Origin of the sequence: Microcystis sp. LE19-8.1F (assembly GCF_027531715.1) — a bacterium.
Taxonomy (GTDB): Bacteria; Cyanobacteriota; Cyanobacteriia; order Cyanobacteriales; family Microcystaceae; genus Microcystis; species Microcystis wesenbergii_A.
This window is the reverse complement of record NZ_JAPZSO010000009.1, coordinates 1-21,306: the sequence shown is the minus strand read 5'-3', so window position 1 is coordinate 21,306 and position 21,306 is coordinate 1. Positions and strand designations below refer to the sequence as shown.

At 43.0% G+C, this 21,306-nt stretch carries 22 protein-coding genes and 1 pseudogene; 12 read left to right on the top strand and 11 right to left on the bottom strand.

What is annotated here, in order from left to right:
• Positions 1 to 135 precede the first annotated feature (135 nt).
• The 6 genes from O9334_RS01555 to O9334_RS01530 form a co-directional block, all read right to left on the bottom strand.
• On the bottom strand, positions 136 to 1,269 hold the full coding sequence (locus O9334_RS01555; protein ID WP_287998785.1) for a HetZ-related protein 2: 1,134 nt from the start codon (positions 1,267 to 1,269) through the stop codon (positions 136 to 138).
• Positions 1,270 to 1,587: 318 nt separating this feature from the next.
• The gene (locus O9334_RS01550) at positions 1,588 to 4,605 is read right to left on the bottom strand and encodes a TIM-barrel domain-containing protein (RefSeq protein WP_287998783.1); all 3,018 of its coding nucleotides are present in this window, start codon (positions 4,603 to 4,605) and stop codon (positions 1,588 to 1,590) included.
• Between the two features lie 1,018 nt (positions 4,606 to 5,623).
• Positions 5,624 to 5,845 (bottom strand): hypothetical protein, encoded by a 222-nt coding sequence (locus O9334_RS01545; protein ID WP_002799107.1) that lies wholly within the window; start codon positions 5,843 to 5,845, stop codon positions 5,624 to 5,626.
• A gap of 42 nt (positions 5,846 to 5,887) precedes the next feature.
• Positions 5,888 to 6,250 carry a type II toxin-antitoxin system HigB family toxin gene (locus tag O9334_RS01540; protein WP_080754306.1) on the bottom strand — a complete coding sequence of 121 codons (363 nt, stop codon included), beginning with the start codon at positions 6,248 to 6,250 and terminating at the stop codon, positions 5,888 to 5,890.
• A gap of 29 nt (positions 6,251 to 6,279) precedes the next feature.
• The gene (locus tag O9334_RS01535) at positions 6,280 to 7,389 is read right to left on the bottom strand and encodes an iron-containing alcohol dehydrogenase family protein (protein WP_079208130.1); all 1,110 of its coding nucleotides are present in this window, start codon (positions 7,387 to 7,389) and stop codon (positions 6,280 to 6,282) included.
• A 19-nt stretch (positions 7,390 to 7,408) separates the two neighbouring features.
• Complete coding sequence (locus O9334_RS01530; RefSeq protein WP_190380439.1) at positions 7,409 to 7,966, bottom strand: Ycf51 family protein; 558 nt, start codon at positions 7,964 to 7,966, stop codon at positions 7,409 to 7,411.
• Here O9334_RS01530 and O9334_RS01525 point away from each other — a divergent pair.
• The 4 genes from O9334_RS01525 to queC all read left to right on the top strand — a co-directional run bounded on the left by O9334_RS01525 (position 7,943) and on the right by queC (position 10,186).
• On the top strand, positions 7,943 to 8,560 hold the full coding sequence (locus O9334_RS01525; RefSeq protein ID WP_287998778.1) for a 7-carboxy-7-deazaguanine synthase QueE: 618 nt from the start codon (positions 7,943 to 7,945) through the stop codon (positions 8,558 to 8,560). The two genes, O9334_RS01530 and O9334_RS01525, sit on opposite strands and share 24 nt — an antisense overlap.
• A gap of 257 nt (positions 8,561 to 8,817) precedes the next feature.
• Complete coding sequence (locus tag O9334_RS01520; RefSeq protein WP_002736011.1) at positions 8,818 to 9,135, top strand: hypothetical protein; 318 nt, start codon at positions 8,818 to 8,820, stop codon at positions 9,133 to 9,135.
• The gene (locus tag O9334_RS01515; protein ID WP_190380437.1) at positions 9,132 to 9,494 is read left to right on the top strand and encodes an aspartyl protease; all 363 of its coding nucleotides are present in this window, start codon (positions 9,132 to 9,134) and stop codon (positions 9,492 to 9,494) included. The genes O9334_RS01520 and O9334_RS01515 overlap by 4 nt, the downstream gene beginning before the upstream one ends.
• Complete coding sequence (gene queC, locus O9334_RS01510; RefSeq protein WP_190380436.1) at positions 9,494 to 10,186, top strand: 7-cyano-7-deazaguanine synthase QueC; 693 nt, start codon at positions 9,494 to 9,496, stop codon at positions 10,184 to 10,186. Before O9334_RS01515 ends, queC begins: the two co-directional genes overlap by 1 nt.
• A 26-nt stretch (positions 10,187 to 10,212) precedes the next feature.
• On the opposite strand, the gene O9334_RS01505 is transcribed toward queC, so the two are convergent.
• Positions 10,213 to 10,785, bottom strand: coding sequence for a manganese efflux pump MntP (locus O9334_RS01505; protein WP_287998772.1), 573 nt, complete (start codon positions 10,783 to 10,785; stop codon positions 10,213 to 10,215).
• 172 nt (positions 10,786 to 10,957) lie between these two features.
• Positions 10,958 to 11,209, bottom strand: a complete 252-nt coding sequence (locus O9334_RS01500) for a hypothetical protein (protein WP_287998769.1) — start codon at positions 11,207 to 11,209, stop codon at positions 10,958 to 10,960.
• A gap of 113 nt (positions 11,210 to 11,322) precedes the next feature.
• On the opposite strand from O9334_RS01500, the gene O9334_RS01495 reads away from it, so the two are divergent.
• The 3 genes and pseudogenes from O9334_RS01495 (at position 11,323) to O9334_RS01490 (ending at position 15,321) form a co-directional block, all read left to right on the top strand.
• On the top strand, positions 11,323 to 12,276 hold the full coding sequence (locus O9334_RS01495; protein ID WP_287998767.1) for a branched-chain amino acid ABC transporter permease: 954 nt from the start codon (positions 11,323 to 11,325) through the stop codon (positions 12,274 to 12,276).
• Between the two features lie 196 nt (positions 12,277 to 12,472).
• A pseudogene (locus tag O9334_RS23005) lies at positions 12,473 to 12,598 on the top strand (DUF433 domain-containing protein); the annotation flags it as partial.
• Positions 12,599 to 12,933: 335 nt separating this feature from the next.
• Positions 12,934 to 15,321 carry an ATP-dependent Clp protease ATP-binding subunit gene (locus O9334_RS01490; protein ID WP_287998764.1) on the top strand — a complete coding sequence of 796 codons (2,388 nt, stop codon included), beginning with the start codon at positions 12,934 to 12,936 and terminating at the stop codon, positions 15,319 to 15,321.
• 55 nt (positions 15,322 to 15,376) lie between these two features.
• On the opposite strand, the gene O9334_RS01485 is transcribed toward O9334_RS01490, so the two are convergent.
• Entirely contained in the window at positions 15,377 to 15,517 is a 141-nt protein-coding gene (locus tag O9334_RS01485) for a hypothetical protein (protein WP_002760440.1), read from the bottom strand.
• A 605-nt stretch (positions 15,518 to 16,122) separates the two neighbouring features.
• Between O9334_RS01485 and atpD the strand changes: the two genes are divergently transcribed.
• Positions 16,123 to 17,571 (top strand): F0F1 ATP synthase subunit beta, encoded by a 1,449-nt coding sequence (gene atpD / locus O9334_RS01480; RefSeq protein ID WP_045359926.1) that lies wholly within the window; start codon positions 16,123 to 16,125, stop codon positions 17,569 to 17,571.
• 74 nt (positions 17,572 to 17,645) lie between these two features.
• Entirely contained in the window at positions 17,646 to 18,062 is a 417-nt protein-coding gene (atpC, locus tag O9334_RS01475; protein ID WP_002735380.1) for an ATP synthase F1 subunit epsilon, read from the top strand.
• 442 nt (positions 18,063 to 18,504) lie between these two features.
• Here the strand turns inward: atpC and O9334_RS01470 are convergent, their stop codons facing one another.
• The gene (locus O9334_RS01470; RefSeq protein WP_002760450.1) at positions 18,505 to 18,828 is read right to left on the bottom strand and encodes a 30S ribosomal protein PSRP-3; all 324 of its coding nucleotides are present in this window, start codon (positions 18,826 to 18,828) and stop codon (positions 18,505 to 18,507) included.
• A gap of 103 nt (positions 18,829 to 18,931) precedes the next feature.
• Between O9334_RS01470 and mutT the strand changes: the two genes are divergently transcribed.
• Genes mutT through mraY form a run of 3 tightly spaced genes read left to right on the top strand, consistent with a single transcriptional unit; the run spans position 18,932 to position 20,727 of the window.
• Positions 18,932 to 19,354: an 8-oxo-dGTP diphosphatase MutT gene (gene mutT, locus O9334_RS01465; protein ID WP_045359927.1), complete on the top strand. Its 423-nt coding sequence runs from the start codon at positions 18,932 to 18,934 to the stop codon at positions 19,352 to 19,354.
• Positions 19,351 to 19,614: a DUF3134 domain-containing protein gene (locus tag O9334_RS01460; RefSeq protein WP_002735746.1), complete on the top strand. Its 264-nt coding sequence runs from the start codon at positions 19,351 to 19,353 to the stop codon at positions 19,612 to 19,614. The genes mutT and O9334_RS01460 overlap by 4 nt, the downstream gene beginning before the upstream one ends.
• Positions 19,615 to 19,659: 45 nt before the next feature.
• Positions 19,660 to 20,727 (top strand): phospho-N-acetylmuramoyl-pentapeptide-transferase, encoded by a 1,068-nt coding sequence (gene mraY, locus O9334_RS01455; RefSeq protein WP_287998759.1) that lies wholly within the window; start codon positions 19,660 to 19,662, stop codon positions 20,725 to 20,727.
• Here the strand turns inward: mraY and O9334_RS01450 are convergent, their stop codons facing one another.
• The gene (locus O9334_RS01450) at positions 20,728 to 21,051 is read right to left on the bottom strand and encodes a HesB/IscA family protein (protein ID WP_287998786.1); all 324 of its coding nucleotides are present in this window, start codon (positions 21,049 to 21,051) and stop codon (positions 20,728 to 20,730) included.
• Between the last annotated feature and the right edge of the window lie 255 nt (positions 21,052 to 21,306).

Below are 21,306 nucleotides of genomic sequence, written 5' to 3'. Positions count from 1 at the left end.
GATAACTGATAACTGATAACTGATAACTGATAACTGATAACTGATAACTGATAACTGATAACTGATAACTGATAACTGATAACTGATAACTGATAACTGATAACTGATAACTGATAACTGATAACTGATAACTGATTAGGTTTTTGTCCTGAGACTTTGGGCGCTTAGATAAAGTTTCGTCCATTCTTTGACCACTTGCGTGCGTTTACAGTTTAATTCCCCGGCGATTTCCTCAAGGGTTTTACCCGCTTTTAAGCCATCGATAACGCTTTTACCCGTGGGAGAAAGGCCAGCATAGTAACTTTGCCATTGACTGAGAGTTAAGCCAAAATTATGCTCTTTCGGGCTGATTTGTAACCATTCACTGATTAATTCTGTCCCTTCCTTGAGGGCAAAAACCTTAATCGCATGATAGCCAACTTTTTCCCGGATACGATAAATCCGTTGAATGGGAATATTCATCGCTTTGGCGATCGCATCTTGGCTTTCGCCCCCTAGATAGAGGTTAAACCAAGTCACCGCCTCCGGACTAACATTTTCCTCTAGATACCTAGCAAAACTCTCTTGAACTTTTGCCCGGAGAATTTGCGCTTCTTGACAAGTGCGTTGATCTTCGTCGGTAGCGATCGCATTTTGATCCAGTAAACTTAAGCTATTTTCCCCCTCATCGCCACTAATTTCATCGGAGAGAATCCGGATCATTTCTTGCCGCGGCACATTAGTGATACCGCTTCTCGATTGACGACGGAGATAATTAACAAAACGATAGGCTAACAGGGGTTGATTGCGGATCGGACGCAGGGCGTATTCCTCTAGGGTGGCTAACAGCAGCTGATCGCGAGTAGCTTGATCGTTGGTACAACGAGCGATCCATGCTAACTGGGATTGCAGATAGCGATCGCTATTTAACATCTCTTGAATAATTTCCTGCAAGACATCGGCCACCGCTTGCCGACGATCGCGACTTAAGGAAACCCAAGTGCGAATTTTTTGCCGGAGAGTGACACAAGCACCGAGACGATCGATCAGGTTACGATAGGCGCGGGTGGGACTAACCTTGAGATAGCGTTGCCGCAGAATTTGCCAAAGATAGACTAATCCCCGTTTAGCGATTTCTAAATCTCTCTCGTCTAAATTTTCCCAACGTTGGCTATCTTCACCGAGTAACCAATTGATAATGGTATCCCGTTCGCGATCGGTTAAGGAATCCTCTGTTTGCCGGAGGCGATCTTGCCATTGTTGCCTTAACTCGTCGATTATTGTCGTCATCGAAAAATTGATTCCCAAACCCCGTCTTTTGAGGACGGCTTTAGTTTGAATATTAGCGCATTTACACGATATATGCTAAAACCTGAGCCATGGAGAAAGCCGATCGCACCGATTTTACCCCACACCCGACTAGAACGAACTAATCAATTAAGTCTTTTGCAGGATAAGGATTTAGTCGATTTATGCCCCCCGATCAAACCATACCAAGTAACGAAGAACAAAAAAAAATAAGCTGTGGACATAAGGTTTCGACTGCCTGTTTTTTATTTATTTACAGGCAGTCAAAACTTTATTTTGAAGACACCACATAATGTGGGTCTAAGCATACTCCAAAGTTATCGTGACCGAAGGGAGATTATCAAATACCTTAATAAAGCTAATATTAATGGTTGGGTTATAATACCAAGCATTCAAACTAGCCCCATTGAGGGCATTATAATCTCCATTGCCTAATTTCTGGATTTCTTGATTGTTGAGAATAACTTTATTCAAAGAACCAGAGCTTCCCTGAGTTTCAGAAGGATCGTGCAAAATAGCAACAAAGAAAAACGTCTCGTACTTAGGCGTATATTTATCATGAATACGCTCTATCTTAATCTCACGATTTTTCGGTGCTATGTATTGATGGGTAATCTGAGTTTGGCGATATTCACTCTTCGCTAGTGGATCACCCCCTTGCTCTTCCGGTTTGTCCACTGCTGAAGAACGACTCACCCCATCATCTAAATACATTGTATATTCACCACTTTGACCGGGGTAAATATTCAAAGTAATAGGATTGGGTTTACCTTGCTGATTCAGTTCTCCTACATATTGTTCAAGCTCAATCATGGGAATAATTGCACCTGAACGAACATAGATAGGAACGATGAAATTAATGTGTTTCCCCTCAAGATTAAGATTCGCATCAAAATCTCGAATCGTCGTTCCTCCTTCAACTAAACTGGCTAAAGGTAGTTGGTTGTTCATAAAACAATACCAATTACTACCTTGGGGTAGATAAACATCCCATTTACCTCCATTCGTCTCCGCTTGAGGTTTGGTAACAGGAGAAATGAGAAGATCCTTTCCAACAAAAAACTGGTTGTCAAGGAAATATTCTTTATCATTATAAAGAGACTGGTCTTGAGGATCATTAAGAAACATAGGACGGCAAATCGGCATTCCATCCAAACAATTCTCGAAAAGGCAGTCATAGAAAAGCTGCATCAACCGATAGCGCAATTCAATATAATGTTTGCAAATCGGCAATACCATTGCATACAAATCTTGGGGTTGAGGAATAGGCAGATTCCTTTCTTGGAAGTATTCTAAATACATAAAGGGTTCTTGAAATTCCTTGCGTCCTTTTCGGACATAATGATTTCTGAACCAAGGTAAGAAAGCACCGGCTGCTGTCCAGCGAATTAAAAGCTCTGGACTTGCCCATTCACCATTATCTATAGATGAGGTTTCAAAACCACCGATATCTTGACCGCAGATAGCAAGTCCACACATTCCCAAGCAAAGAACCTGAGAAACATTCATCCGCAGAAAATCCCAATCCGAAGCATTATCTCCCGTCCATAATCCTGAAAAGCGATGAGAGCCAGTAAAACTACCTCGCCCAATGATAAAGTTGCGTTTATTATCCCGTCCAGGTAGATAATTTAGTCCATGATAAGTCGCTTTATGGAGATTGTAAGCATAAAGGTTCCAGACTTTAATTGCAGGGGTTAATTGAGGCGTGACACCAGAAATAAAATCACTGGTCACATAGAGTTGAAAAGGAAACCCTTTCATGTCCCCACGAGTCTCACGAATAGCAGGGGTTGTCATATCTTGCCAGACCATTTCTAACCCCATATCAAAGAGATATTGATATTGGGTTCCCCACCATTTTCGCACTTCGCCTCGCCCAAAATCAGGATAATGACCTGGCGTTCCTAACTCATTGCCATAGGCATCATTGCCATAATAAACTTCTCCGATATAAGGTTGACCACTGTTAAATCCTTGTATTTTATCGGGATCATTGGGACGATATTCGTTGCCTCCACCATAGCACTGATAGGAGCGACTAGCAGGATTATCGGGGTCATAACGTTTATCTAAGACGAAATAACTATTGCTTAATCCTTCCTGATAGGTCTGATAATTGATATCTTTGTTACTAATAACAGGAGTTATATTTGTACTGCATTTTAACCCCTTTTTTCGCAAATTATCAAACATTGATAAAGGGTCAGGAAACTTATTAGTATCAATGGTAAAAGTTTGGTAGTTATGTTGAATATCTACATCAATATGAAGACCATCCAAAGGAATCTGATAATCTCGATATTTTCCAACAGCCCATTCGACACTACCTCGACTATCATAACCATAACATCCCTGATGATAGCCTAAAATGTAGCGAGGTTTTAAACGGGGACGACCGACAATTGAGGTAAAATCGTCTAAGACATGACGGGGTTCACTATTTAAAAAGAAAAAGTAATCTAAGATACCAAAGCGAGTTCCAAACATATAGCGACCAGAATTCATATAACCCACATCAACCAAGATTTGACCGGGGTTATCAATAAAAATGGCATTAACACTCTTTTGATCGGGAACACCATTAAATTCAAAAAAGAAAGGATCAGAATGGTAAAGGGGTTCTCTGTCATCTAAAGGACCTCGATTATAAACCTGTCGATAGCGCATATTATCAAAGTTGAAATAATTCAACTGGGCTGTATTTTTGGTTAAACCCTGTCCTCCTTGTTCCCCAAAGCCAATATATTTGGCAGTAGCTGGTTTATTTACCGCTTGGATAATGGCATAATCTTCTGCTCCATTAGAAGTATAGTAGATTCCAGGATTAGCGGTTTGCCAAACTCTGAAATAGTCATTAGTTTCGGTAGAGAAGCAAAACACTTCAATCACAAAAGGATTAAACTTGACAACCATTTTTAAGCTAGGATGGTCATCTGTCCCTTGTGTTTTCAGTTCAACTTGTTCATTATTTTCCTGAATACTTACTTGGAAATTTTCACTAGCTTTGAGAACTGTTCTAAGTTCTTCAATGCTATCCATAACAACCGAGCGAGTATTTTCTGTAGGATATTGTTCACCAGATTCGTAACTGGGATTGAATCGCACACGAAAAGTATCTTTTTGAATAAATTGAATTAACAGACAGCAGTTTCTCCCGTCGGCTTTGGTAAATTTAAGACTGAGACGCTCGCTATCTTGGTCAAAAGAATGAGAAGTGACTTTTTCTAATTTTTCCCATTCTTTATAACGATAAAAATAGTCTTCTACTTTCAGGAATTTATAGGCATCATTAGCCGCAAAAATTTCATTTAACATGATTGACTCCAATTAAGTTACAAAGATTAAATTGAGTATTTAGCTGATGGGATGAAATTCATTCGCCATCCAAATACAATCAGTATCAGCATAATATTGATGCCAAGGATAGAAAAATCTTCCTTCTTCATCGACACTAGCAAAGGGAATATGGGTAAGCTAAGACGCATTTAAAGCGCTTATTCTTAAGATTAGCCGAATCTCCCCCAATCCCTTTACTGTTGCCTCTTGCCTCTTGCCTCTTGCCTCGTCTCAACAAGCAATTTAAATGCGCGGGCAGCTTATCTCCCGGACTCATTAATACATCTTCGTAAAGGGTATTAAAGTCGTTGGCATGAAATTTTTGCATTCTCCCTGTGCCATAAATCTGCGTGTGAAATTCTAGAAATTCCCGAACTGCGTGATAAGATTTTAGCAATTTGTTCATGGCTTCCTAAAGTAGGTGGGTGGAATAAAAATCCAATCCTTTCAAGTACGAGCAACTGCGATATGAACAGAGGATATGTTAAGCCTCGTGGTCTCCTATAGCTTGGATGTACGCCTAACTATGGATTATACGGAAACTTTCGGCATATCACCCCATTTTAGCGCAATTAACTAAATTTCTGACAATAAGCTAAAATAACAGGATTTTTCTGGAGTTATAGCGATGATTCTTCGATCTGACCGCACCTCTTGACAAAAATTTACAATTATTCGATTCGCTTAATGGTTTGTCCCCATTGCAATAAGCTGTTGACTATCTAATACTAAATCCGTTGAGTATAGGCTACATATCAGGACAGGCACTCATGGGAATAAACAATCAGTCTTTAATAACTGGATTTAGTATAAATTACTCGTTAAGATTGCAGGGGAGCGGCGATCGCCTGTTCCCGATCGCCGGCGGTTTCGTAGGCGATCAGGAGGGTAAGGATATTTTCTTGCAGGGCGATTGCATCGCTTCCTAGGGTGTGTTCCCTGAAAACATGACAATTTTAAGGTTAACCAATATTTGGGAACGCACCACCCCTACCATTTATAATTCTGGAACATTTTCCTGTTCATAATTTTCTATTAATATTCCCAAAATTTCCATTAAAGAAGCAAGAGGATGATTTTCATTTTCTCCTATTTCATCTATCAAATTATCTAACATAATTACTAATTGTTCATATTCTGATTCGCTACGGGGTATAAAGAGTATTGGCTTTAAGTTTGTCCAGGCTTGCCGTGTTTTCTCTAGATCTATCGTCGGCATTTTTTTACTCCTTCCATTTATTTTTGTCCTATTCAGCATGAGTTAAAACTTCTCGAATATATAGCGTTTTTCAGTCTGCTGAGGTACAAAAGTTATGGGTTTTAGGCAAAAGGCAAGAGGCAAAAGGCAAAAGGGAAGAAAATAGATGTACCTCACTAGCTTAGGAAGCGCTATAAATTTTTTGTCGATGTAATGAATCGCTGCTATGAGTCTAATCTTATTTCCGCCTATGTTAAATACAGTCAGTTTTCCTACTTCGTCAGCATTGGGGAAAATGGTTCTTAATTCTGCTATGGACTGAAATTGTCCTGTCTTCATTTTTTGATACCATTCTTTTAATGCTGATTTTGTTTCGGGATACCTTTCGGCAAATTCATTTAATTTCTTCCGACTGATAACGGGCATTTTATCAATAAGTCCCGAAAATATTCCCGTTAATTAGCTTTAACTTTCTGCCCGATCGTATCGGCAGCGGTAGTGGAAACCATGGCCGCCATGACTTGTTCGGGGGAAACCGTAAAAGGTAAACGATGAATGTCAGAATTAGGCTGACAGGCAATTGCGGCCGCGTGGCGCAATTGGGCAAGGGAAACATCTCTTAATCCTAAATCCTCTAGGGATTTCGGTAAACCAATTTGTTCATAAAACTGGATTAGTTGCCCCCGGGCCGATACTGCCAATTGATTGCCCAAAACTATTTCCTCTAGACGCAATTGGGCGAGAATGCCGTAGGCGACTTTTTCCCCGTGCAGGGCATGATGGCAAGCGGGAATATGGGTTAAACCATTATGAATTGCATGGGCGGCCACGGTACGACAATTAGCGCCCCCCAAACCACCAATTACTCCGGCTAATAAAACGGTGGCATCCACTACCTGTTTCCAGTCCTCCCCGCCGATATTTTCCAGAGCTGCCGGGGATTTTTGGAAAAGAATATCCCGCAAAACCCGGGCCTGTTGGACAGCGGCAATGATCAGGGTTTCTGTGGAATGACCGCTACTGACGGAAGCTTCGTACCATTTAGCGATCGCATCGCCAATACCGGCGATTAAGGTTCTTTTCGGGGCAGTTTGGATAATACCGTAATCGAGAATTAATAAATCCGGACAACGGGCTAGGGACAGATCGTAAAGAAACGCCCCCGCGTCGGAATAGACGTTAGATAGGGCTGTCCAAGCGGCACAAGTGGCCGCGGAGGTGGGAATCGTGGCGATCGGCAAATGGCACTGATGGGCGAGTAATTTGGCCGTATCGAGGGCTTTGCCGCCACCCACACCGATGATAAAATCTGCCTCATGACTCTTGACAGATGCCTTTAAATATGCTAGGGAATTTTCCGAACAATCGGGAGCATAACTGTGATAGCTAGGAGTGAGATTTTTCAGGGGAGATGACAAAAAAGCTAAATTGCGATCGCCGCCCACCACGAGGGGACGTTTACCCAAATCCGCTAACTTGCCGGTGGATTCTTCTAGGGCATTGTCACCCCGAATCACTTGTGCGGGGGCGATTAACAGGGGCAAAACAGCGACAGCATTGGACATTTTTTGACAACCTCAAGGATTATTGGCTAATTTTAGCGAAACTTTCGGGAAAAAGCTGTAGTTCAGGTGTATTATCCCCCGGGGCGGAGAAGGATTTTTTAATCTGTCCTAAGTACAAAGGAGCAGATAAACCGGGCTGAGGATGAATGAGAGTGCGAGCGCTAATGATAAATTGATTATTACCGCCAGCACCGGCGCGACCGGAGGAAAACAAGTCACTAGCGGCTTGTTTTAGGGTTGCTTCCACCTGCTCGGCAGTAACAGTATTGGGCAGGGAGATAACAGCTTGATTAGCTCCGTTATCATAGACAAGGGAGAATCTCACCGCTCCCGGAATTTCTGTCCGGGTAAATAATCCTAACCCAAGACCGAAAATCCCCACCGTCAACACGGCCATAAAGCTAGTGACACCGACGAGACGAAAGCGGATTCCCCAACCGACGAGAAAAGCGATAATCGTAAGTACCAAAAAAACCAGCGTGGCAATACCAGACCATTGGATGTATTTGGCAAAGTTCAGGGGAATGTCCATATTTTCTATAATACTGATTCTATGAAAACGGTTAGCATAAACCATTGTACCTATCCTGTGGTCGAAACTTTCCATTCTGTGCAGGGCGAGGGCTTTTGGACGGGAAGCAATGCTTTTTTCCTCCGTTTGGGAGGTTGCGATGTCTATTGTCCCTGGTGCGACCAAAAAGAGTCTTGGAATGCCCACCGTTATCCCCAACAATCGGTGCGGGAATTGGTTGAGATGGCAAAAGGGGCTAACCCCGCTATGGTGGTGATTACCGGGGGTGAACCTTTGATGCACAATCTTGATCCTTTGACCAAGGAATTAAAAAATCAGGGTTTACGGGTACATTTAGAAACTTCTGGCGCTCATCCTTTTACTGGGGTTTTCGATTGGGTGACTTTTTCTCCTAAAACTTATAAAATGCCCGATCCTACTATTTATGCACAGGTGAATGAGTTAAAAATTGTCGTGGCTAATCCAGAGGATTTAGACTGGGCAGCCATCCAGGAAAGTAAGTTATCGGAAGGGGTGATCAAATATCTGCAACCCGAATGGAATACAGTGGAAAGCAAAGAGTTAGTCTTTAATTATGTTCTCCGACATCCCCAATGGCGTCTCAGTCTCCAAACCCATAAGTTTTTAGGTGTCCGCTAGTCAGTTATCAGTTATCAGTTATCAGGAGTCAGTTATCAGGAGTCAGTAGCCGGTCGTCAGGAGATTACTTTTTATTTATTCTCCCCACTTCTCCCCGCAACGCGCACGAAGTGGTCTCCCCAACCCCTAATTTACTAACAAGAGGTTAAATAAGTAGCTAGACACAATTAATTACACATATCTAACTGCCTCTTGACTTTTGCCTCTTGCCTTTTGCCTATCCTAACCAAGAAGTTAATTTTGTCCTATTACTTACTATGTCTAACAACAATTCTGAACGAGTAGTGCGTCGTGGTCGAGTTTTTCCAGAGATTCAATCTACAGAGGAAGAAAAGGCCAAACATCGCGCCCGACAATTAGAATTTTATCATCGTTGTTGGCCGATTTTTCAGAGTTTACAGCCCCGGTTAATGAAACATTATTATGGTTGGTACATTGCGATCGAACCCGATAGCGGCGATTATTTTATCGATCCCGATCAAGAAGTGGCCAGTAAAAAAGCAAGGGCAAAATATCCCGACAAAATTCATCACATCTTTGGCATTAATGAAACTGGAGTTAGTGGCAGAATATGATTGAAGGGAGATTTGGAACCAAAGGACAAATTTATTTTGATATCGATTTAGTTGGCGATGATGGATTGATTCTACCCACAGAAGTCATGCTGGATACGGGTTTTACCGAGTTTTTAGCCATAAATAGTCAAGATGCTGACAGTCTTGATTGGCGTTTTTTGCGACAAAATAAATTGATAACCGCTCAAGGAGAAGCATTTTTTGATATATATTTAGGCAGAGTAATAATTGATGGTCAAGAATACGAAATTCCCGTCTTTGCAGGGGAGGCAATTCAGGAGATTTTGTTAGGTTCGCGGTGGCTAAAACAATTTATCTTAGTAGCTAATTATCAACAAGCACAGGTGACATTAGGGTAATGACAAAAAAGGCGATTATTTTACTTTCCGGGGGATTAGATTCAGCGACAACAGCAGCGATCGCTCTAGCGGCTGGTTATCAATTAATCGCCCTTTCCTTTCGTTATGGACAAAGACACGACCGGGAATTAGCGGCGGCGAAAAAAATTGCTAATTTCCTCGAAATTAAAGAACATCATCTGATCGAAGTCAATCTATCTTTGTGGGGAGGTTCCGCTTTAACCGATCAATCTATTGCTATTCCCCAAGAGGGAATTAACCCGAATATTATCCCGATTACCTATGTGCCGGGGAGAAATACAGTTTTTATTTCGATCGCTCTTTCTTTAGCAGAAGCAAGGGAAGCGGAGGCGATATATTTAGGAATTAATGCGGTGGATTATTCCGGTTATCCCGATTGTCGTCCCCAGTATTTAGATGCCTTTCAAACTTTAGCTAATTTATCATCGAAAGCGGGTTTAGAAGGGAAAGCACCCCAATTAATTGCCCCTTTGGTGATGGATAGTAAGGTAGATATCGTCCGTCGTGCCGTTAGTTTAGGGGTTCCCATTGCTGATACTTGGTCTTGTTATCAAGGAGAAGTTGAACCCTGCGGTTTATGCGATTCCTGTCGCATCAGAGATCAGGCTTTAATTGAGGCCGGTTATCCCGAATTAGCCACTCCCCTGTTGAAAAACAGCCGGGGAAAATAGGGAGGATAGTGAAAAATGGGGATAATCTAGGCGATTAAATGTTCAATGAGGATTTTACCGCCGATTAATATTAAAACTAAACCGCCGAGAATTTCCACCTTTTGACTAAATAAATTACCGAATTTATGCCCGATAAAAACAGCTATAAAACATAAAGCAAAGGTAATAAAACCAATGACAGTGCAAGCTAAAAGTAAGGGAGTTTTAATCATCGATAAACCCAAACCAACTACTAAAGCATCAATGCTAGTAGCGATCGCTAATCCGATTAAAGTATAGGAATCTAGAGGATTAAATTTTTTTTCCTCGTCATCATTTTGAACAGCTTCGTAGATCATTTTACTGCCGATCGCCCCTAAAATAATAAAAGCGATCCAGTGGTCAAAAGAGGCAAGAAAATCGCGACAGGTTAGACCGATACCCCAACCAATCATCGGCATAATCGCTTGAAATCCCCCAAAAAACAAAGCAATTTTCAAAGCCTTATTAACATGAATATGGCGAATCATCAGGCCACTGGTCAGAGAAACGGCCACGGCATCGGCGGCTAATCCCACAGCAACAAAGGAAGTGGTTAAAAGTTCGAGTGAAGTAAACATCTATAGTTGTTTATCCTTTAATTTCCCCTTATCTTAACTAATTTTTACCCAAAAAACTTTCATATTTATCTCATGATCCTCTCATTTATCTATCATTTCTCTAACCTAAAAATTAACTGCTCGATTAGTGAGAGGATCGAATTGAAAACGTTTAAAACCATATTACTGGTTTCTAACCGATCGCTTGCACCTGATGGATTGCTTTTGGGGTAAAATTGATGATATCCTCTACTTCTAGGACTTTTTTACCCGCTACTGCGATTTTATGGGGAAATTCAGCCGTAGGAGTCCGAGTAACCAATCCTGCTGTTTCATAAATTCCTCTGTTTCTAGGACAAAGTTGAGGAAGATACCTTTTCCCATCATCGATCATCCCGTCTGCTTTTAAGGTGGCGAACGCTACCATATAGGAAAAGTGCCACATAAAAAATTATGATAATTTCGAGAATTACCGGAGAATGAGGTGGGAGAGAACGGTGATAAAATTAGCTAATTGACTCCCCTAACTTAAGCACCCAATAACCGCTCACTGAAAATATGGCTGATTTTTTTAACACCTATGGTTTTTTAATTGTTTCAATGATCTTTGGGTCCATCTTAGGCATTTCAATTTATCTGCCCTTAATGGCCGGTCAATTATCCTTAGCAACCCCCGGTTTTTACGCTTTAGGTGGTTATGTGGCCGCCATTCTTTCCACGAAAGTTTTTACTAATACCGGTGGCAATTATCCCCTGGCTTTGGTCTTTTTAGAAATGTTAATTGCTGGCATTATTGCGGGAATATTAGCCATAGTTTTAGGTATTCCTGTTCTCCGTTTGCGAGGGATTTATTTAGCTATTGCCACGATCGCCTGGGTAGAAATTTTGAGAATTATTGCCCTTAATCTCGATATAACTGGCGGTGCGGTTGGTATTTTCGCCATTCCCCAACCCTTCACCACTCAATTAGCCTACCTTTGGCTGGCTTTGCCCCTCTTATTGCTAACTATGCTGTTTCTCTACCGGTTAGAAAACATCAAAATTGGTCGGGCATTTAATGCCATTCGTGCCGATGAATTGGCGGCCGCGGCCATGGGAATTAATCCCACCTATCACAAAGTTTTATCCTTCACTTTCGGGGCAGTTTTAGCGGCAGTTGTGGGAGCGGTAAGCGCCCATTTTCTCAATACTTGGAATTCCCGTCAGGGAACTTTTGATGCCAGTATTATTTTCCTGGCTTTCGTTTTAATTGGTGGTTCCAGAACTTTTGTCGGGCCGGTGGTGGGCGGCATTGTTTTAACTGCTTTGCCCGAAGTTTTACGCGCCCTCGGTGGTGTGAATGGTTTACCAATTTGGTTAGGGAATTTCTTGCGCGATGGTCGTTTGATTATTTTTGGAATTTTAATTGTTTTGGGAACAATTTTTTATCCTCAAGGCTTAATTACACCTGAATTAATCAAAAAAATAATTCCTTTTAAAAGACGTTCCTCTCTTAGTCAAGTTGATTCCTAAGTAGCTGGTTATAATTAAATTAAAAATGGATTTTAGGTTCGATCCCCCCTTAGTCCTAGAGTTGATTCATAGTAGGGTTGATTCATGAATCAACCCTACCCTTAGTCCCCCCTTGATAAGGGTGGTGTCTGATAATTTTTAACGCCTACCTACTTAATTAGGGCAGAGATGATAAAATGTTAATAAATAAGTGGGAAAATCAATTGATGCTTATTTATTGCGCCTCCAGAATTGGCAAGAGACTTGCTACCAAGAAGCACTAAAAAATCCTTCTCCTCAACGAGAAAAGATGAGAAAAATTAAACAGCAGAGGCGGTCAAGTTGCGCTCGGCTGGTCTGCATCCGCATCAGAGCCAGTATGGGGTTAGCGGTCATATTTTTCCGGTTCCTTCTTAGGATTGAGAGCTAAATCGATTTACTGTTTTGGGTTTTTTTGGGACTTCGCCGATGAAGCCGTGCAGCAGAATCATCTCCCCTCGGCTGATGTAGAAAATGACCTGCGTGATGCGCCCGCTAGTAGGGGCAATTCATGAATTGCCCCTACTCCCTACTCCTGTCCCCTAACCCACCCTGCTGATACGGATATCCCCCTTCCGGCTAATGTAAAGAAAACGTTACAGTAACAGGTAAAGCCCAGTAGCCAGGAAGCCGTCGATCATGTTTGAATACTTTAACCAGAAAGCTATCAAAGCGGTGATGTTCGCCCAAGAAGAAGCCCGTCGTACCGGTCACAGTGTCGTGGGTACGGAGCATTTACTGTTAGGATTGATAGGAGAAGCCACCGCCACCGCAGCCTCAATTCTCAAGGATTTAAAAGTCACCCTGCACGAAAGTCGCCGCCTGATTGAAGGAATGACCGGCCGCGGCACCGGTTACAGTCCCGTTAATATCCCTTTTACCCCGAAAGCGAAAAAGATGTTCGAGCAAGCATTTCAGGAAGCTCGACAATTAGGGGAACAGGCGATCGCACCTGAACATCTATTACTCGCTATCACCGCCGATCCCGAATCCCTAGCCGCTAAAATTTTAATTATGCAGGGTGTTGATTTGATCAAACTTCGCAGCCTTTTAATTAAAAATGCCGGGGAAAAAGTCGCTAGTGGTCGCTTCACGGCAAAGAGTGACTATGAAGACCAGAAAAATGCTCCCCAAGGCGGTATTTTAGCCCAATATAGTCGCAATTTAAGCCAAGAGGTCAAAAACGGCAAAATTGACCCTGTAATCGGTAGAGAGGCAGAAATCGAGCGAGTTATCCAAATTTTGGGCCGTCGCGCCAAGAATAACCCGATTTTACTCGGTGAGCCGGGGGTGGGGAAAACAGCGATCGCTGAAGGTTTAGCACAACTCATCCATAATGGCGATATTCCCGAACTTTTGCGGGATAAACAGGTAATTGCCCTCGATATGGGGTCTTTACTGGCGGGAACCCGTTTTCGCGGCGATTTTGAGGAACGTTTAAAGGGTGTTGTGGAGGAAGTTCGCAAATCGGGCAGTATTATCCTGTTTATCGATGAAATTCACACTCTTGTGGGTGCTGGTAGCATGGGAGGAGCCATGGATGCTTCTAACTTGCTTAAACCTGCTTTAGCTCGCGGCGAGTTACAGTGTTTAGGAGCCACCACTCTCGATGAGTATAAACAGCATATTGAGCGAGATGCGGCTCTAGAAAGACGTTTTCAGCCAGTTATGGTGGGAGAACCGACTAAAGAGCAAGCGATCGAGATTTTACGCGGTTTAAAAGCCACCTACGAGGATTTCCATCAGGTAAAATACGATCAAAAAGCGATCGAAGCTGCCGTTAATCTATCCTCTCGCTATATCAATGATCGCTTTTTACCGGACAAAGCGATCGATCTTCTCGATGAAGCGGGATCCCGCACCCATCTACGCTATTCCCTGCAAAGTAAAAGTCCTGCGGAGGTTAGCGAAGAATCACCCCTAATTAACCCCGAATCTTTAATTCCCGTGGTGGATGCGGAGGAAATTGCCCAAATTGTCGCCGCTTGGACAGGTATTCCCGTTACCCAATTAACTGAAACTGAGTCGGAATCGCTCTTAAATCTGGAATATCAACTGCACGAGCGGATTATTGGTCAACAGGAGGCAGTAAATGCCGTTTCTCGTGCTATTCGTCGAGCGCGAGTAAATTTAAAGAATCCTAACCGTCCGATTGCCTCGTTTATTTTTGCCGGTCCCACGGGAGTGGGTAAAACTGAATTAACGAAAGCCTTAGCTAAGTTGCTCTTTGGCTCGGAATCCAGTATGATTCGCCTAGATATGTCGGAATTTATGGAATCCCACACGGTTTCTAAATTAATTGGTGCGCCTCCCGGATACATCGGTTACAATGAAGGCGGTCAGTTAACGGAAGCAGTGCGTCGTCAACCCTATAGAGTAGTTTTGTTTGACGAAATCGAGAAAGCACATCCCGATGTTTTTAATCTTCTCCTGCAACTGTTAGAAGATGGTCATTTAACCGATAGCCAAGGTCGTCGGGTGGACTTTAAGAATACCCTAATTATCATGACCTCGAATATTGGCTCAAAAGTCATCGAAAAAGGCGGTAATAGCTTAGGATTCGAGATTGCTGACGATTTGGCTCAATCGCGTTACCAACAGATTTCTAATCGGGTGACAGAGGAGTTAAAACAATATTTCCGTCCCGAATTTCTCAACCGTCTCGATGAAATTATTGTTTTCCGACAGTTAACTCGCGAAGAAGTTACCCAGATTGCCGATATTCTTATCGCAGATCTAGCCAAACAATTGACAGAAAAAGGAATTTCTGTGGAAGTTACCGCCGCTTTCAAGGATTTGGTCATCAATGAGGGTTATGATCCTAGCTACGGTGCGCGGCCTTTACGTCGTGCCTTAACTCGACGCTTAGAGGATAGTTTAGCCGAGGCGATGTTATCGGGAAAAGTCAATTCTGGAGACCATGCGCTATTAGATGTAACTGCTGAAGCTGTGGTGACAGTCTCTAGTCATCAGCGCTCCGAGCAGAACGATATTCTCTCGCAATTACAGTTACAATCGGTGGGTTAATCCGCTCAAAAATTGCTTTTTTTCGGGGTTGAAAAATTTTCAACCCCGATTTTTATCATCCAGGAAAAATAACTTCTAGGGGAGCGGGAATCATCTCGCTACGAAAGTCAAGAATCTGAACTAGGATTAAATAGGCAACGGCGATTAAAATCGAAATCGCTCCCGTGATAATAGCGATAATTTTAGCAGAATTCATATAGTTAACCGATAATTTCCTGAGATTGCCGCAAAAGCTACCGAAATTTATTCTCATCTACGATTGCGAGCCTAAACAATTGAAACTGAAGATATCTTACAGCACAATTCTCCCGGACGGTTGCGAGAAGGGAGTGCGTCTCAGTAAAGCTGTCCCTTGAAAATTTGACAGGAGATAGTCCTTGCGGCTCAATGTATAGATTAAAATCTATGGTAAAGCTTACAATTATTTGTTAATTGAATCTATACAACCAGCAAAACCCTTGCTATAATCGACAATACATGGTAATAGACCAATTCCATCCACGGCATCCGCATCGGCATCCTCAAAGTTGATCAACCTCGTTTTGTTTTAAGGTAGGCTAAGGCCTGCCTTACTTTTTATCAGTGATCAGTGATCAGTAACCAGTAAGCAGAAAATTGCCATTTAATACCAATCACCGCTCAGACTGTCCACGGAAAACTCACATCTGATCACTGGTAACTGATAACTGATAACTGATCTGATCCCCTAGCGTGATAAGCTGAGTATTGGCTAATTTTACAAAAAATTAAGACTTTCCCCTTGTGGGAGTTATCAGCTAAAACCCAGAGTAGACATAAACAATGGTAGCGACAACAGAAACTAACGTTGGTAAAATCGTCCAGATCATCGGTCCTGTCATCGATGCCGAATTTCCCAGTGGCAAACTGCCCCGTATTTATAATGCCTTAACCGTAAAAGGAACCAACTCCGCCGGTCAAAATCTATCGGTTACTTGTGAAGTGCAACAGTTACTCGGTGATAACCAAGTGCGCGCCGTTGCCATGAGTACCACCGATGGTTTAGTGCGCGGTATGGATATCGTGGACACCGGCGCAGCGATTAGCGTTCCCGTGGGTAAATGCACCCTCGGTCGGATTTTTAACGTTCTTGGTGAACCCGTGGACGAAAAAGGACCGGTTAACGTCACCGAAACCTCTCCTATTCACCGTCCCGCTCCCAAATTAGTCGATCTTGAAGTAACACCGACGGTTTTTGAAACCGGTATCAAGGTGATTGACCTGCTCACCCCCTACCGTCAAGGGGGCAAAATCGGCCTCTTTGGGGGTGCTGGTGTGGGCAAAACCGTCATTATGATGGAATTAATCAACAATATCGCCATTCAACACGGTGGTGTCTCGGTTTTTGGCGGTGTGGGTGAAAGAACCCGCGAGGGAAACGACCTCTACAACGAGATGATCGAATCGAAGGTAATCAACGCTGATAACCCCGAAGAATCGAAAATCGCCCTCGTTTACGGTCAGATGAACGAACCCCCCGGAGCGAGAATGCGCGTCGGTCTCTCCGCTTTGACCATGGCCGAATATTTCCGCGATGTCAACAAGCAAGACGTACTCTTATTTGTCGATAATATCTTCCGTTTCGTGCAAGCTGGTTCGGAAGTATCGGCGCTCCTCGGTCGGATGCCTTCTGCGGTAGGATACCAACCCACCCTCGGCACTGACGTAGGCGACCTGCAAGAGCGGATTACCTCCACCAAAGAAGGATCGATCACTTCCATCCAAGCGGTCTATGTACCGGCGGATGACTTGACTGACCCCGCTCCCGCTACTACCTTCGCTCACTTGGATGGAACTACTGTACTATCCCGTGGTCTGGCTTCCAAAGGTATCTATCCGGCGGTAGATCCCCTCGGTTCCACCAGCACCATGCTCCAAGCTGATATCGTCGGTGATGAACACTACGGCACCGCTCGCGCCGTCCAATCTACCCTGCAGCGCTATAAGGAGTTACAGGACATCATCGCTATTCTCGGTTTAGACGAATTATCGGAAGAAGATCGTCTCACCGTTGACCGCGCTCGCAAAATTGAGCGTTTCCTCTCGCAACCTTTCTTCGTGGCCGAAGTGTTCACCGGTTCCCCGGGTAAATACGTTACCCTCGCTGATACGATCAAAGGCTTCCAGATGATCCTCAAAGGTGAACTCGATAGCTTACCCGAACAAGCGTTCTATATGGTCGGCAATATCGATGAAGCGATCGCTAAAGGCGAAAAACTCAAAAAAGGCTAATTAAAAGTCAGTAGTAACCGCGTTTAGCGGTTACTTAACCCAGAAATCTGCCAAAATTATCGTTATTATCACCAATGAGCATTACAGTACGGGTTATTACACCCGATCGCATTGTCTGGGATAACGTGGCTGAAGAAGTAATCCTACCCAGTTCCACGGGACAATTAGGTATTCTTAGTGGTCACGCTCCTTTATTAACTGCCCTGAATATTGGCGTAATGCGAATTCGACCGGGGAAAGACTGGGAAAATATCGCAGTTTTGGGCGGTTTTGCCGAAGTCGAAAATAATGAGATCAAAGTCCTCGTTAATGGGGCGGAATTAGGCTCAAAAATCGATAAAGAAAAAGCTCGCGCCGAATACGAACGGGCCCAAACTCGTCTCGATGAAGTCAGTAAAGGGGATGACCGTCGCAAAACTATCCAAGCGCAACAATCATGGCGCAAAGCTCGCGCTAGATACCAGGCCGCCGGCGGTTTAGTATCGGTTTAAACCAAACCAAATCAAATTAAATTAAAGCAAAATCGGGCGGGTTTATATAAACCTACCCGATTCTTTTTCAGTTATCAGTTATCAGATTTGAGGTTTCAGTGAATACTGTTAAGTAGTCGTGCAAAATTAATTTCCTAGTGAAGATAGGCAAGAGGCAAGAGGCAAGAGGTGTTTAGATATGTGTAATTAATTTTGCTTAGGTACTTATTGAGAAGTTGCTGTTCTCCTACTGCTCGGTGATTACTGGAAAAGTTTCCTGTTTTCCGTTGCCTAAAACTGGAGATTTTGTCGCTCCCCATTAAGATAACTGCTAAGCTAAGACGCATTTAAAACGCTTATTCTTAGATTAGCCGAACCTTCCCCAATCCCTTTACTGTTGCCTTTTGACTCTTGCCTCTTGCCTCGTCTCAACAAGCAATTTAAATTACGAACAGCTTATAAATTAATTGCTACCACTAAAAACAACTTCGGGGAATTTTAACTGTGCATCGGCCATGGGGATTTGTCGGCCTTGATTGCGTAACTCTTGCCAAAAATTAATTACTTCTGTGGCTTTGTTGAGAACATCAACGCGATCGGACTCATCAATCCAGTGTTTTGCTTCTAACTCCTCTTGGAGTTGTTGCCAAGCATCATTGCGCGGCCAGAAAAAATAAGCGGTCAGGGGGCTAGTTCCTTTGCCGACCACCTGATCTACAGCGATCGCTACGTTCTGATCTAACCACAATACTTTTAAAATAAACTTTGATTCGGAACTGACTGTCATTGTTAATCGTTAATCGTACAATTCTCGATCATATCATCTTTTGACTCAATTTTCCGCAGTCAGTTTTTAACTATTTTTTCCTATTTTTTCGCCAATAACCGCTATGATTCCCGAAACAGACTCTTTAGCTTCTAAACAAATCGGTGTGGCCGTAATTAGAGATGATCGAGATTTAATTTTAATCGATCGCCGTCTAGCCAAGGGACTCTTGGGCGGTTTTTGGGAATTCCCCGGGGGCAAAATCGAAGGCAATGAAACGGTACAGGAATGTATTAAACGGGAGATATTAGAAGAAATTGGCATTGAAATCGCCGTTGATAGTCATTTAATCACTATCGATCACACCTATAGTCATTTTCGGGTGAATCTACAAGTATATAACTGTCGTTATCTCAGCGGCCAAGCGAGAGCGATCGAATGTGAAGAAATCCGCTGGGTAACTATCCAGGAACTAGATAATTACACTTTCCCCGCGGCCAATCAAGAGATTATCAGAGCCTTAAAAGACATGGTAAACTCGAAATGATTGCTGTTAATCGTCGAGTGATTATGCTTAATCCTTCTATTCGTCAAGAACCCCGCTACGAACCGGCCGCGGTTATTCCCCTAAAAAAAGACGCTTCCATTGTCGAGTGGTTAGAAAAAAATAATCGCATGATTCCCCGGGATAAAATCGCCGAACCGGATCTGACTCTCGAAGAAGATGTGGAACTATCTGAACTGATGGATGTCGATGATATCGGTTATGATGACGACGAGGATGAATTAGTCTTAGATGAAGATTAATCCCGTCTTCTTTGGCAAATTTTCCCCTTATCTGGCGCTTTAGTCGTGAACGCTAACATTTTTTCCGCCCCTATCTTTAAAAAACCCACTGGAACCCATCTCCTGATTCTACTAACGGGACTACTATTTCTGTTAGTAGTTTTTTTTCAGTCCACTAATTCCCTGTTACTCCCCCTGATGGCCACAACGTTAATCAGTGGTGGTCTTGGTTGTCAAGTAGTACCGGTGCTGCGACGCTTGAAAATGGGTCAGATTATGCGCGAAGATGGACCACAGGCTCATTTAAAGAAAGCAGGAACCCCGACAATGGGAGGCAGCTTTTTTGTGCCAGTAGCCCTTATTTTCGCTTTAATCTGGTCTAAATTCACTCCTAATGTGGTGGCGGTTGCTTTGCTGACTTTTGCTTACATGGGTATCGGTTGGTTAGATGATTGGCAAATTCTGCGTTATAAGTCGAATAAAGGCCTATCCCCCCGGATGAAGTTAATTTTACAGATAACGGGGGCGGTGCTTTTTTGTCTCTGGATGTTGGTCAATCAGGTGAGTACCGATATCACCCTTTGGGGTCGATTAGTGATTCCTTTGGGCTTTTTCTTCTGGATTTTGGCGGGATTTGTCCTTGTGGCTGAAAGTAACGCCACTAATCTCACCGATGGGGTGGATGGATTAGCGGGGGGAACAGGTGCGATCGCTTTTTTGGGTTTAGGTATTATTATCGCTCCTAGTCATCCCGATTTGGCGATTTTCTGCACTTGTTTTAGTGGTGCTTGTCTAGGCTTCATTTTTCATAACCGCAACCCTGCTAAAGTGTTTATGGGTGATACGGGTTCCCTTGCTTTGGGAGGCGCTTTAGCTGCGGTGGGTTTAATTACTGGACATCTCTGGGGATTATTTTTAATTAGTGGTCTGTTCTTTCTGGAATCTCTTTCGGTAATCGCTCAGGTTATCTATTATAAAGCCACAAAAGGACCCGATGGCCAGGGCAAAAGATTATTAAAAATGGCTCCTTTTCATCATCATTTAGAATTAAGTGGTTGGACGGAAACCAAGATTGTGGGAGCATTTTATCTGGTTAATGCGCTTTTAGTTGTCTTGGCTATTTGGAGTAGTTAATTAAGCACTAAAGGAAAGACCACAACCGCAGGTATTTTTGGTGTTGGCATTGGTAAAACGGAAACCACCACCCATGAGATCTTCTGAATAGTCTAATTTTAAAATTTGTAGGTAGCGATCGCTGTCAGGATCGACTAAAATATTAATACCCTGACTTTGATAAAAGCGATCGTTTTCTGCCGGAATATCGGTTAATTCGAGATGGTAGTGAAGTCCCGAACAACCTCCGTTTTTTACTGCCAAACGCAGATAGGAACCGCTCAGGCGACGGCTTTGACTCCAACGTTCAATTTCTCTAGCGGCGGCGGGACTTAATTCGATCATTGTTTTTGAGACTATTGTGATAATAATATCAAATTCTTGTGAAGCTAAACCTAACAGTTGACCATTCTTGATGCCAACCCATCCCTTATGGGGAACAGTTTTGATATCATAACCTTTGACACTCCCGTCGCTAAAAGCGAGGGATTCTTGGTTCACTGACTCAAGTTGTCTTAGCAGGTATTTCTACCAACCAAAATAGAGCTTAAATCTCCCCAAGCGTTCGGTTCGACTAGGCTCACCGAGCGCAAGTCGAGG